At 73.6% G+C, this 12,161-nt stretch carries 10 protein-coding genes; 8 read left to right on the top strand and 2 right to left on the bottom strand.

What is annotated here, in order from left to right:
* Nucleotides 1-111 precede the first annotated feature (111 nt).
* From hutU to hutI, 4 genes are read left to right on the top strand one after another with little or no spacing between them, the layout of a single operon-like run.
* The gene (gene hutU, locus ACGF15_RS28005; protein ID WP_392802951.1) at nt 112-1,782 is read left to right on the top strand and encodes a urocanate hydratase; all 1,671 of its coding nucleotides are present in this window, start codon (nt 112-114) and stop codon (nt 1,780-1,782) included.
* A gap of 17 nt (nt 1,783-1,799) precedes the next feature.
* Nucleotides 1,800-2,990, top strand: a complete 1,191-nt coding sequence (locus tag ACGF15_RS28000; RefSeq protein WP_392803015.1) for an allantoate amidohydrolase — start codon at nt 1,800-1,802, stop codon at nt 2,988-2,990.
* Nucleotides 2,987-4,318, top strand: coding sequence for a formimidoylglutamate deiminase (locus tag ACGF15_RS27995; RefSeq protein ID WP_345615157.1), 1,332 nt, complete (start codon nt 2,987-2,989; stop codon nt 4,316-4,318). Before ACGF15_RS28000 ends, ACGF15_RS27995 begins: the two co-directional genes overlap by 4 nt.
* 58 nt (nt 4,319-4,376) lie before the next feature.
* Nucleotides 4,377-5,552, top strand: coding sequence for an imidazolonepropionase (gene hutI / locus ACGF15_RS27990; RefSeq protein ID WP_345615158.1), 1,176 nt, complete (start codon nt 4,377-4,379; stop codon nt 5,550-5,552).
* 108 nt (nt 5,553-5,660) lie between these two features.
* Here the strand turns inward: hutI and ACGF15_RS27985 are convergent, their stop codons facing one another.
* Nucleotides 5,661-6,593 carry an RNA polymerase sigma factor SigF gene (locus tag ACGF15_RS27985; RefSeq protein ID WP_345615217.1) on the bottom strand — a complete coding sequence of 311 codons (933 nt, stop codon included), beginning with the start codon at nt 6,591-6,593 and terminating at the stop codon, nt 5,661-5,663.
* Between the two features lie 282 nt (nt 6,594-6,875).
* On the opposite strand from ACGF15_RS27985, the gene ACGF15_RS27980 reads away from it, so the two are divergent.
* Both ACGF15_RS27980 and ACGF15_RS27975 read left to right on the top strand, forming a co-directional pair.
* A complete protein-coding gene (locus tag ACGF15_RS27980; protein ID WP_256525813.1) occupies nt 6,876-7,244 on the top strand; it encodes an STAS domain-containing protein in 369 nt (122 codons plus the stop codon).
* A 183-nt stretch (nt 7,245-7,427) separates the two neighbouring features.
* Entirely contained in the window at nt 7,428-7,931 is a 504-nt protein-coding gene (locus ACGF15_RS27975; RefSeq protein ID WP_256525812.1) for an ATP-binding protein, read from the top strand.
* Between the two features lie 184 nt (nt 7,932-8,115).
* Here the strand turns inward: ACGF15_RS27975 and ACGF15_RS27970 are convergent, their stop codons facing one another.
* Entirely contained in the window at nt 8,116-9,621 is a 1,506-nt protein-coding gene (locus ACGF15_RS27970; RefSeq protein WP_345615159.1) for a peptide MFS transporter, read from the bottom strand.
* Nucleotides 9,622-10,119: 498 nt separating this feature from the next.
* On the opposite strand from ACGF15_RS27970, the gene ACGF15_RS27965 reads away from it, so the two are divergent.
* Together ACGF15_RS27965 and ACGF15_RS27960 are read left to right on the top strand one after the other, a co-directional pair.
* The gene (locus ACGF15_RS27965) at nt 10,120-10,797 is read left to right on the top strand and encodes a response regulator transcription factor (protein ID WP_392802944.1); all 678 of its coding nucleotides are present in this window, start codon (nt 10,120-10,122) and stop codon (nt 10,795-10,797) included.
* 77 nt (nt 10,798-10,874) lie between these two features.
* Nucleotides 10,875-12,140, top strand: coding sequence for an ATP-binding protein (locus ACGF15_RS27960; RefSeq protein ID WP_392802941.1), 1,266 nt, complete (start codon nt 10,875-10,877; stop codon nt 12,138-12,140).
* Nucleotides 12,141-12,161: the final 21 nt, after the last annotated feature.

The following is a 12,161-nucleotide window of genomic DNA, read 5'->3' as shown; positions in this document are numbered from 1 at the left end:
ATCACCGGTCCGGACCCGCCGCAGCTGTTGACTAGAACTATTCATCCCATCAGGATGTGAATACCTGATTCACACCCGGTCCATGCCGGCTTGTCGAGGAGGCACCTGCCCATGTCAGGACCCCGCCCCGTACGGGCACCGCGCGGTACGTCGCTGAGCACCCTGGGGTGGCAGCAGGAGGCCGCCCTGCGGATGCTCCAGAACAACCTCGACCCCGAGGTCGCCGAGCATCCGGACAAGCTGGTGGTCTACGGCGGCACCGGCAAGGCCGCCCGCGACTGGCGCTCCTTCGACGCCATGGTGCGCACCCTGCGGACCCTCGGGCAGGACGAGACGATGCTCGTCCAGTCCGGCCGCCCCGTGGGCGTGATGCAGACCCACGAGTGGGCCCCGCGGGTCCTCATCGCCAATTCCAACCTGGTGGGCGACTGGGCCACCTGGGAGGAGTTCCGCCGCCTGGAGCAGCTGGGCCTGACCATGTACGGCCAGATGACGGCCGGCTCCTGGATCTACATCGGCACCCAGGGCATCCTCCAGGGCACCTACGAGACCTTCGCCGCCGTCGCCGCCAAGAAGTTCGGCGGCACCCTCGCCGGGACCATCACGCTCACCGCCGGCCTCGGCGGCATGGGCGGTGCCCAGCCCCTGGCCGTCACCATGAACGACGGCGTCGCCCTGTGCATCGACTGCGACCCGCGCGCCATCGAGCGCCGCATCGAGCACCGCTACCTCGACGTCAGGGCCGGCTCGCTCGACGAGGCCCTGCGCCTGGCGGTGGAGGCGCGCGACGCCCGCCGCCCCCTGTCCATCGGCCTGCTCGGCAACGCGGCCGAGCTGCTGCCGCGGATGCTCGCCGAGGGCGCGCCGGTCGACATCGTCACCGACCAGACCAGCGCGCACGACCCGCTGTCCTACCTTCCGGCCGGCACCGCCTTCGAGGACATGGCCGAGGCCGCCGCCAAGGACCCCGCGGGGTTCACCGACCGCGCCCGCGCGTCCATGGCCCGCCATGTCGAGGCGATGGTCGGCTTCATGGACGCGGGCGCCGAGGTCTTCGACTACGGCAACTCGATCCGCGGCGAGGCCAAGCTCGCCGGCTACGCGCGGGCCTTCGACTTCCCCGGGTTCGTCCCCGCCTACATCCGGCCCCTGTTCTGCGAGGGCAAGGGCCCCTTCCGCTGGGCCGCGCTCTCCGGAGACCCGGCCGACATCGCCCGCACCGACAAGGCCGTCCTCGACCTCTTCCCGGAGAACGAGTCGCTGGCCCGCTGGATCCGGATGGCGGGGGAGCGGGTCAGCTTCCAGGGCCTGCCCGCCCGGATCTGCTGGCTGGGCTACGGGGAGCGCGACCGGGCGGGCGAGCGCTTCAACGACATGGTCGCCGGCGGCGAGCTGACCGCCCCCCTGGCCATCGGCCGCGACCACCTGGACTGCGGCTCGGTCGCCTCCCCGTACCGCGAGACCGAGGCCATGCGGGACGGTTCCGACGCCATCGCGGACTGGCCTCTGCTCAACGCCATGGTCAACGTGGCCTCGGGCGCCTCCTGGGTCTCCCTCCACCACGGCGGCGGCGTCGGCATGGGCCGCTCCCTCCACGCGGGCCAGGTCACCGTCGCCGACGGCACCCCGCTGGCGGGCGAGAAGATCCGCCGGGTGCTCACCAACGACCCCGGCATGGGCGTCATCCGCCACGTCGACGCGGGCTACGACCTCGCGGAGTCGGTCGCCGAGGCCAAGGGCGTGCGCGTGCCGATGCGCGAGGGCGGGCAGGAGCAGGCGTGAGCGACTCGTTCCACCGCATGTGGGCCGACCTGGCCCCCGTCGGCCGCCATCCGGGCTCCGGCGGCTACCGCCGCTACGCCTGGACCGGCGCGGACACCGACTGCCGCGCCTGGTTCAGGGCCCAGGCCGAGGCCCGCGGCCTCCTCTGCGAGACCGACCGCAACGGCAACCAGTGGGCCTGGCTCGGCGACCGGACCGTCGGTGACGCGGTGGTCACCGGGTCCCACCTGGACTCGGTACCCGACGGCGGGGCCTTCGACGGCCCGCTCGGCGTCGTGTCCTCCTTCGCCGCGCTCGACGAACTGCGCCGCAGGGGGGCGCGGTTCACCCGGCCGCTGGCCGTCGCCAACTTCGGCGACGAGGAGGGCGCCCGCTTCGGGCTGGCCTGCGTCGGCTCCCGGCTCGCCGCCGGGCAGCTGACCCGCCAGACCGCCTTCGCCCTGCGCGACGCCGACGGCGTCAGCCTGCCGCAGGCCATGGAGGCGGCCGGCCACGACCCCGAGGCCATCGGGCCCGACCCGGAGCGGCTGGCGGGCATCGGCGCCTTCGTCGAACTCCACGTCGAGCAGGGGCGGGCGCTCGACCTCACCGGCGACGCCGTCGGCGTCGCCTCCGCGATCTGGCCGCACGGGCGGTGGCGGTTCGACTTCCGCGGGGAGGCCAACCATGCCGGCACCACCCGGCTGGCCGACCGCCGCGACCCGATGCTGACCTACGCGGAGACGGTGCTCGCGGCCCGCCGGGAGGCCGAACTGGCGGGCGCGGTGGCCACCTTTGGCAAGGTCGCCGTCGAACCCAACGGGGTCAACGCCATCCCCTCCCTGGTGCGGGGCTGGCTGGACTCCCGCGCCCCCGACCAGGCCGCGCTCGACACCGTGCTGGCCGCGGTCGAGCAGGCCGCCAGGGAGCGCGCCGAGCGCGACGGCACCGACGTGGCGGTGGTGCGGGAGTCCTTCACGCCCGTCGTCGAGTTCGAGCACGCCCTGCGCGACGAGATCGGCCGGATCCTCGGCGGCTCCGTCCCGGTCCTGGGCACCGGCGCCGGGCACGACGCGGGCATCCTCTCGGCCTCGGTGCCGACCGCCATGCTGTTCGTGCGCAACCCCACCGGCGTCTCCCACTCCCCGGCCGAGTACGCGGCCGAGGACGACTGCGTCGCCGGTGTCCGCGCGCTCGCCGACGTACTGGAGGGACTCGCGTGCGGATGACCGCCTACTGGCTGGAGCACGCCTGGCTCGGCGACCGGGTCGAACCCGGCGTCGTGCTGGAGGTCTCCGGCGACCGCATCGCCGCGGTGCGCACCGGCACCCCGGCGCCGCCGCCCGGCGCCGAGGTGCTGAGGGGCCTCACCCTCCCCGGGCTCGCCAACGCCCACTCGCACGCCTTCCACCGGGCCCTGCGCGGCACCGTGCAGACCGGCTCGGGCACCTTCTGGACCTGGCGCGAGGTGATGTACCGGGTCGCCGACCGGCTCACCCCGGACAGCTACTTCGCGCTCGCCCGCGCCGCCTACGCGGAGATGGCACTCGCCGGCGTCACCGCCGTCGGCGAGTTCCACTACGTCCACCACGCGCCCGGCGGGACGCCCTACGCGGACCCCAACGCCATGGGGGAGGCCCTGATCGCGGCGGCGGCCGAGGCCGGCATCCGGATCACCCTGCTGGACACCGCCTACCTCTCGGCGGGTTTCGGCGAGCCCCCCGGCCCCCACCAGCTGCGCTTCTCGGACGGAACGGCCGAGGCCTGGGCCGGGCGCGCCGCGGCGCTGAAGGAGTCCCCGCACGCCCGTATCGGGGCGGCCGTCCACTCCGTGCGGGCCGTTCCCGCCGACCAGCTGGCGACCGTCGCCGCCTGGGCGGCCGAGCGCGCCGCGCCGCTGCACGTCCACCTCTCCGAGCAGACGGCCGAGAACGAGGCCTGCCTCGCCGCGCACGGCTGCACCCCGGCCCGGCTGCTCGCCGACCACGGCGTGCTCGGGCCGCGGACCACCGGCGTCCACAACACCCACCTGACCGACGAGGACATCGCGCTCGTCGGCGCCTCGGGCACCGGCACCTGCATGTGCCCCACCACCGAGCGGGACCTCGCAGACGGCATCGGCCCCGCCCCGGCCCTCCAGGCGGCCGGCTCGCCGCTCTCGCTCGGCAGCGACAGCCACGCCGTGGTCGACCCCTTCGAGGAGGCCCGCGCCCTGGAGCTCAACGAGCGCCTGCGCAGCCGCACCCGGGGCCACTGGACGGCCGCCGCCCTGCTGCGCGCGGCCGCCGAGGACGGCCACCGGGCCCTGGGCTGGGAGGGCGCGGGCCGCCTGGCGGCGGGCGCGCCGGCCGACTTCGCCGCCGTCGCCCTCGACTCCGTGCGCACCGCCGGCCCGGAGCCCCGGCTCGCCGCCGAGACCGCGGTCTTCGCGGCGAGCGCCGCGGACGTGCGGGACGTCGTGGTGGGCGGCGCCCGGATCGTCCGGGACCACGGGCACACCCGCGTCCCCGACCCGGCGGCCGCCCTGGCCGCCGCCGTCTCCGCCCTGCGCGGCTGACCCCGCGCCCCCGCCGAACCCGACCCCCGGCCCCGCACCCGGCCCCCGGATTGGACCCATGACCACCACGCTCCTCACCGGCATCGGCAGTCTCGTCACCAACGACCCCACCCTGGGCGACCTCAGCCCCCTCGGCGTCGTGGCGGACGCCGCGCTCGTCATCGACGGCGACGGGACCGTCGCCTGGGCCGGGCCCGCGGCAGGGGCCCCGGCCGCCGACACCGCCCACGACGCCGGGGGGCGCGCCTGCGTGCCCGGCTTCGTCGACTCCCACTCCCATCTGGTCTTCGCGGGCGACCGGACCGCCGACTTCCACGCCCGGATGTCCGGCCGCCCCTACTCCGCGGGCGGCATCCGCACCACGGTGGCGGCCACCCGCGCCGCCTCGGACGAGGAGCTGGAGGCCAATCTCACCCGCTACCTGGGCGAGGCGCTGCGCCAGGGCACGACCACCTTCGAGACCAAGTCCGGGTACGGGCTGACGGTCGAGGACGAGGCCCGCGCCCTGCGCATCGCCGCCCGCCACACCGACGAGGTGACCTTCCTCGGCGCCCATGTGGTCTCCCCCGAGCACACGGACGACCCGGCGGCCTACGTCGACCTGGTCACCGGCCCGATGCTGGACGCCTGCGCCCCGCACGCCCGCTGGGTGGACGTCTTCTGCGAGAAGGGCGCCTTCGACGCGGACCAGGCGCGGGCGGTGCTCACGGCGGGCATGGGCAGGGGCCTGGTGCCGCGGGTGCACGCCAACCAGCTCTCCTTCGGCCCCGGCGTGCAGCTGGCCGTGGAGCTGGGAGCCGCCTCGGCCGACCACTGCACCCACCTGACCGACGCGGACGTCGACGCCCTGGCGAACGGGAGCACGGTCGCCACGCTGCTGCCGGGCGCCGAGTTCTCCACCCGTGCCCGGTGGCCGGACGCCCGTCGCCTGCTGGACGCGGGTGCCACGGTCGCCCTGTCCACCGACTGCAACCCGGGCTCGTCCTTCACCTCGTCCATGCCCTTCTGCATCGCCCTGGCCGTCCGGGACATGGGCATGACCCCCGACGAGGCCCTGTGGTCGGCCACCGCGGGCGGTGCGGCGGCCCTGCGCCGCACCGACGTCGGCCGCCTGGCACCGGGCGCCCGCGCCGATCTGGTGCTGCTCGACGCCCCCAGCCATGTCCACCTGGCCTACCGGCCGGGCGTCCCGCTGGCCCGGGAGGTGTGGCGGGCGGGCCGCCGCCTGGTCTGAGCCCGCCGGGCGTGCTCCGTTCCGCCCCGCGGGGGAGCGGGGGACGCCGACAGGGCCCGTTCCGGGGGAACGGGCCCTGTCGGGGCGGCGGGCCCGAAGGCCCGCGGCTCAGCTCTCGGAGGTCAGCCCCTTGCGCAGGGTGACCAGCGTTCTGGAGAGCAGCCGGGAGACGTGCATCTGGGAGATGCCCAGCTCCTCGCCGATCTCGGACTGCGTCATGTCGGAGACGAAGCGCATCGACAGGATGCGCCGGTCGCGCGGCGCCAGGTCGGCGATCATGGGCTTGAGCGACTCCACGTACTCGATGCCCTCGATGCCGTCGTCCTCGTAGCCGAGGCGGTCCGCCAGCGCGTTCTCGCTGTCGTCGTCCTCCGGCTGGGCGTCGAGCGAACTCGCCGTGTAGGCGTTGCTGGCGGCCATGCCCTCGACGACCTCGTCGCGCCCGATGCCCAGGTGCTCGGAGAGCTCGTCGACGGTGGGTGCGCGGTCCAGGCGCTGCGCGAGCTCGTCACCCGCCTTCGCCAGGTCCAGACGCAGCTCCTGGAGACGGCGCGGCACCCGCACCGACCAGGAGGTGTCCCGGAAGAAGCGCTTGATCTCGCCGATGATGGTCGGCATCGCGAAGGTGGGGAACTCGACGCCGCGGCTCAGCTCGAAGCGGTCGATCGCCTTGATCAGGCCGATCGTGCCGACCTGGACGATGTCCTCCATCGGCTCGCTGCGGCTGCGGAACCGCGAGGCGGCGAACTTCACCAGGGCCAGGTTGAGTTCGATCAGGGTGTTGCGCACGTAGGCGAACTCGTGGGTGCCCTCTTCGAGGGACGCGAGGCGGTCGAAGAGCGTCCGCGACAGCGCGCGGGAGTCCAGCGTGCTCAGCTCGTCCGCGGGAGGGATCTCGGGCAGCTCCGGCAGCCCGCCGGGTCCCTCCTCCGAAGCGGTCGCGCCGGGGTGGCGGGGTGGGGCGGGGGCGGTGTCCTGGGTCGCCGACGTCGCGGCCTCGGCGGTCGTCTCGTCGAGCCGGGGTGACATGGTCTCCTCCATCGTTCTCGGCATATGGCTGCCGATGCCGTGCATGTCCATCGCGGTGAGCGGCGCCTCCGAGGCCGGCCGTGTCGGGTGTGTCCCTCTAGCCCTATCGGTTCCGAGCGGCCGATCGCAAGTGGCAAATGCCCGATTCGCCGGTAAGGTGGGTCACTTCGACTACCCGTCGACGGGGTGAGGGCGTAGGGTTCGGCGGGTGTCTGCCCACCGCCCGGCGGGGGGCGCGGCATGCAGGACGGAACAGTGGACGAGGCAGCGACGACACGGCGAAGAGGGACGGGCATGGACCGCGAGACGGTCGGCAGCGTGAACCGGGGCCGGCTTCAGGTCGAGGTTCGGACCGAGGGCCGCAGCGAGATTGTGAAACCGGCGGGTGAGTTGGATCACCACACCGCCGAACTGCTGCGCGCGCCCTTGGACGAGGCGATCGACCGGGGCCGGGTGCGGCTGGTGGTCGACTGCTCCCAGCTCGACTTCTGCGACTCCACGGGGCTCAACGTCCTGCTGGGGGCGCGTCTGAAGGCGGAGGCGGGCGGCGGAGGAGTCCATCTGGCGGGCATGCGGCCCGTGGTGGCGAGGGTCTTCGAGATCACCGGGGCCGATGCCGTCTTCACCGTCCACGACACTCTCGAATCGGCCCTGGTCGACTGAGTCCGCGGGCGCGGTGTTGCACGTGTCACGTGGGCAACGCGAACCTCGCGGGTGTCGTCCCGATTCGGTCGGGCAGGAGAACCCCCACGAATACCCCGCGGATGCTCCGCGGAACGTACGGCTGTCCGGTACGGACCGTACGACGACATTGGCGAACTGGTGAATCGGTGAGGTGAAGCGCTGATGAGCACCACCCGGCAGCAGCAGCCGGGCGAACTCGGCCCCGAGCCGAGAGGCACGGGCGCGGCACCCGCCGTTCCCGCACCGGCGGCGGCCGGCGGCGCGTTGCGCCGTCTCACGCTTCGCCATGCCAGCGGAATCGTCCCGCTCGCCCGTGACTTCACCCGCCAGGCCCTCCACGACTGGGGCTGGCTGCCCGCCGGTTCCGCGGACCGCAGAGCGGCCGCCGAGGACGTCCTCCTGGTGGTCTCGGAACTCGTCACCAACGCCTGCCTGCACGCCGAGGGGCCGGAGGAACTGCGCATCGGCTGCGACGGCAAGGTGCTGCGGCTGGAGGTCGTCGACCAGGGGGCCGGACAGCCCGCCCCCCGCAGGCCCCATCGGGCCGGACGGCCCGGCGGCCACGGCATGTTCATCGTGCAGCGCCTGTGCCTGGACTGGGGCGTGACGCGGACCCCGGGCTCCGCCGGCAAGACGGTCTGGGCCGAACTGGCCGCGCCCGCCTGACGGTTGACCTTCCTCTCCCCCCGCGGCGCCCGTTCCGCGGCCCGCGCCGCGCGGCTCCGCCCACCCCCGCGCACCCTGTGCGGAACGGCCCGGCACCCCCCGAGGGGTGCCGGGCCGTTCCTGCTGCGCCGGGGTGGGCGATCTCGAACGCCGGCGCCCGTCCGTCCGCGGGCCCGGCGCACCGTCAGCGCACGTCGCCCATCAGGGCCCGGATCCTGCGGCCGGCCGTCATGAACGCCAGCCCCGCGACCACCGCGACGACGGCCCACAGCGAGTAGTAGAGGGCGTCGCCCAGCGGGGCGTTGAGCTTGGTGGTCCATCCGTTGAGGGCGTTGCCCGTGGCGGTGGCCAGGAACCACAGACCCATGATCTGGCCGACCAGCTGCTTCGGCGCCAGCTTGGTCGACAGGGACAGGCCGACGGGGGAGAGGCACATCTCGCCGATGGTCTGGACGAGGTAGACGCTCAGCAGCCAGAAGACCGTGACCTTGCCGGTGTCGCTGTTCGCGGCGGCGGCGCCCGCGAGGCCCATGATGGCGAAGGAGCCGCCGATCAGGAGCATCGCCAGCGCGAACTTCGCCACCGTGCTGGGCTCGCGGTTGCGCCGGGCCAGCTTCACCCAGAGCGCGGCGAAGAGCGGGGCCAGGATGATGACCATGGCCGGGTTCACCGACTGGTACCAGGAGGTCGGGAACTCCCAGCCGCCGATGACGCGGTCGGTCTTGTTGTCGGCGAAGAGCGTCAGCAGCGAGCCGGACTGGTCGTAGATCATCCAGAACAGCACGGCCGTGACGAAGAACCACACGAACGCCTTGATCTTCGAGCGGTCGCCGCCCCGGAGCTGCGGGTTGCGGAACATCGCGACGAAGTAGAGCACCGGCACGACCACGCCGAGCACGGCGAGCACGTTGACGATGTGCTCTATGTCGTAGGTGCCGAGCGCGATGTCGGCCAGCAGCGCCGCCACCGCGACACCCGACCACAGCAGGGCCTTGCGGAGCGCGGCGCGCCTCTCCTCGGGGGTGGCCGGCGTGCCCGGCTCCTTGCCGACGTCGCCCAGGTGCTTGGCGCCCAGGACGTACTGGACGACGGCGAGCGTCATGCCGACACCGGCGATGGAGAAGCCGAGGTGCCAGTTGACCTTCTCGCCGACCAGGCCGACCGCCAGCGGCGCCACCACGGCGCCGATGTTGATCGCCATGTAGAAGAGCGAGAAGCCGGCGTCCCGCCGGGCGCTGGACTGTCCCTCGTAGAGGCCGCCGACCATGGCCGAGATGTTCGGCTTCAGCAGGCCCGTGCCGAGCGCGATGAGGACCAGGCCGAGGAAGAACGCGATGTCGGAGGGGATCGCCAGGGTGTAGTGGCCCAGTGCGATGACGATGCCGCCGACGAGCACCGCCTTGCGCGCGCCCCAGAGCCGGTCGGCGATCCAGCCGCCCGGCATGGCCGCCATGTAGACGACCGCGTTGTAGACGCCGTAGATGGCCGCGGCCAGCGCCTCACGGTCCTCCATGGGGCCGTCGAGAACACCCGCGACCAGGTACAGGACGAGGATGCCGCGCATCCCGTACCAGGAGAAGCGCTCCCACATCTCCGTCATGAAGAGCGTGGCCATTCCGCGGGGGTGGCCGAAGAAGGTCTTCTCGCCGCCAGGAGTACTGGCCGAGTCCTTCGTCAGGCTGGACGCCATGGTGGTCAATCCTCGTCAGTTCGGGACGCGCCGCCTTGTGGGCGGGCCGACGCCCGGTGGGGGTGGCCGGCACCGGCACGGGTCCGCCCCACCCCACGCCGAGGGGCCCGCCGCCCCGTCACGGGGCGGCGGGAGGGGGGACCGCGCCGGGGTCCTCACCCCGCCCGCCGTCGGCGGACGGAGCCCGGCCCATAGGTCGTTGACTGCCCTGCGCCGTGCCGGCCGGGAAGGCCGACCGCGCACGACAAGAGGGACCTTCGGTACGCCATCACCAAAGGCCCCAGGATGTTACGTCAGTCGAATCGACACGATACGACATGACAGTGCGGCATTTGGAAGGACTTGAGACATCAATCACAGGTGATCATGGAACCGGCCTCGTAGAAACAAAGGTCTCCGACAGGATTGCACCCCTCGATCGCGGACGGAACCACGCCTCGGCGCCTCCCTCCGCGATCACGCCACGGTCGCCGCGCCACGCGGACTACCATCAGGTTCATGACGCGTGTACTGCTCGCCGAGGACGACGCATCCATCTCCGAACCCCTGGCCCGCGCCCTGCGCCGGGAGGGCTACGAGGTGGAGGTGCGCGAGGACGGCCCGGCCGCCCTCGGCGCCGGACTCGCGGGCGGCATCGACCTCGTCGTGCTCGACCTCGGCCTGCCGGGCATGGACGGTCTGGAGGTCGCCCGGCGGCTGCGCGCCGACGGGCACACCGTGCCCATCCTCGTCCTCACCGCACGGGCCGACGAGGTGGACACCGTGGTGGGCCTGGACGCGGGCGCCGACGACTACGTCACCAAGCCCTTCCGCCTCGCCGAACTGCTCGCCCGCGTCCGGGCCCTGCTGCGCCGCGGCGCCACCGAGCCCACGCCCGCCCCGGCCACCCACGGTGTGCGGATCGACGTCGAGTCCCACCGCGCCTGGATGGGCGAGGAGGAGCTCCAGCTCACCGCCAAGGAGTTCGACCTGCTGCGCGTCCTGGTCCGGGACGCGGGCCGGGTCGTGACCCGCGACCAGCTGATGCGCGAGGTCTGGGACACCACCTGGTGGTCCTCCACCAAGACGCTGGACATGCACATCTCCTGGCTCCGCAAGAAGCTCGGCGACGACGCGGCCAACCCCCGGTACATCGCCACCGTGCGCGGCGTGGGCTTCCGGTTCGAGAAGTCCTGATACGCAGGCCCCATGACCGTCCTCCCCCGCCCGACGGGCCGCCGCTGCCCGGCCCGCCCCCACGAGCGACCCGCCGTATGCGCCGCCGTCTGATCAACTCCACGCTCGCCGTGGTGCTCGTCGTGATCGCCGTCTTCGGCGTCTCCCTCGTCGTGGTCGAGACCCGCACCATCAGCAGCAGCGCCCAGGAGAGCGTGGAGTCCGAGGCCCTGCGCCTGGCCAGCATCGTGGACTCGCGGCTGGTCGGCGGGGAGCCCGTCAACCCGGACATCATCGCCGAGCAGACCGACACCCGGCGGTACGCGGAGATCCGCATCCCGGGCCGCGACCCGATCGAAATCGGCACCCGGCCCACCGGCAGCGTGATCCGCGCCAGCGCCGAGGGCGAGCAGGACACCACGGTCACCGTCGAGGAGTCCCGCTCGGCGGTCACCCGCGAGGTCGGCCGGTCCCTGCTGATCATCGGCGCGGTCGCCCTGGTCGCCGTCGTCGCCGCCGTCCTGCTGGCCGTGCGCCAGGCGAACCGGCTCGCCTCCCCGCTCACCGATCTCGCCGAGACCGCCGAGCGCCTGGGCTCCGGCGACCCCCGCCCCCGCCACCGCCGCTACGGGGTGCCCGAGCTGGACCGGGTCGCCGACGTGCTGGACGCCAGCGCCGAGCGCATCGCCCGGATGCTGACGGCCGAGCGCAGGCTCGCGGCCGACGCCTCCCACCAGCTGCGCACCCCGCTGACCGCGCTCTCCATGCGCCTGGAGGAGATCACGCTGACCGACGAGCCGGAGACGGTGAAGGAGGAGGCCAGCATCGCCCTGGCCCAGGTGGAGCGCCTGACCGACGTCGTGCAGCGGCTGCTGACCAACTCGCGCGACCCGCGCACCGGCTCCGCGGTCGCCTTCGACCTCGACGAGGTCGTCAAGCAGCAGCTGGAGGAGTGGCGGCCCGCCTACCGCAGCTCGGGCCGTGCCATCGTGCACTCCGGCCGGCGCGGGATGCGGGCGGTGGGCACCCCCGGAGCGGTGGCCCAGGTACTCGCCGCGCTGATCGAGAACTCGCTGATGCACGGGGGCGGCACCGTCGCCGTGCGCACCCGCGTCACCGGCAACCAGGCCGTCGTGGAGGTCACCGACGAGGGGCCCGGCGTTCCCGCCGAGCTGGGGGCGCGCATCTTCGAGCGCACCATCAGCGGGCGCAACTCGACCGGCATCGGCCTCGCGGTCGCCCGGGACCTCGCGGAGGCGGACGGCGGCCGGCTGGAGCTGCTCCAGCAGCACCCGCCCGTGTTCGCGCTCTTCCTCAGCCGTGTGGCACGCGAGCACCGGGAGGAGAAGCCCACGGTCCGCTGAACCCCCGCCGGTGGCCGGGGC

Source organism: Streptomyces sp. NPDC048001 (assembly GCF_043203115.1).
In the GTDB taxonomy this organism is placed as follows: Bacteria; Actinomycetota; Actinomycetes; order Streptomycetales; family Streptomycetaceae; genus Streptomyces; species Streptomyces sanyensis.
Note: the sequence above shows the minus strand (reverse complement) of the source record. Positions and strands in the feature narration are given on the sequence as shown.

What these genes read in the sequence shown, in the direction of transcription:
- ACGF15_RS27985 (WP_345615217.1), bottom strand. Translation starts at nt 6,593, where the DNA reads ATGGAGGAGACCATGTCACCCCGGCTCGACGAGACGACCGCCGAGGCC.
- ACGF15_RS27980 (WP_256525813.1), top strand. Translation starts at nt 6,876, where the DNA reads ATGGACCGCGAGACGGTCGGCAGCGTGAACCGGGGCCGGCTTCAGGTC.
- ACGF15_RS27960 (WP_392802941.1), top strand. Translation starts at nt 10,875, where the DNA reads ATGCGCCGCCGTCTGATCAACTCCACGCTCGCCGTGGTGCTCGTCGTG.
- hutU (WP_392802951.1), top strand. Translation starts at nt 112, where the DNA reads ATGTCAGGACCCCGCCCCGTACGGGCACCGCGCGGTACGTCGCTGAGC.
- ACGF15_RS27975 (WP_256525812.1), top strand. Translation starts at nt 7,428, where the DNA reads ATGAGCACCACCCGGCAGCAGCAGCCGGGCGAACTCGGCCCCGAGCCG.
- ACGF15_RS27965 (WP_392802944.1), top strand. Translation starts at nt 10,120, where the DNA reads ATGACGCGTGTACTGCTCGCCGAGGACGACGCATCCATCTCCGAACCC.
- ACGF15_RS28000 (WP_392803015.1), top strand. Translation starts at nt 1,800, where the DNA reads ATGTGGGCCGACCTGGCCCCCGTCGGCCGCCATCCGGGCTCCGGCGGC.
- ACGF15_RS27995 (WP_345615157.1), top strand. Translation starts at nt 2,987, where the DNA reads ATGACCGCCTACTGGCTGGAGCACGCCTGGCTCGGCGACCGGGTCGAA.
- ACGF15_RS27970 (WP_345615159.1), bottom strand. Translation starts at nt 9,621, where the DNA reads ATGGCGTCCAGCCTGACGAAGGACTCGGCCAGTACTCCTGGCGGCGAG.
- hutI (WP_345615158.1), top strand. Translation starts at nt 4,377, where the DNA reads ATGACCACCACGCTCCTCACCGGCATCGGCAGTCTCGTCACCAACGAC.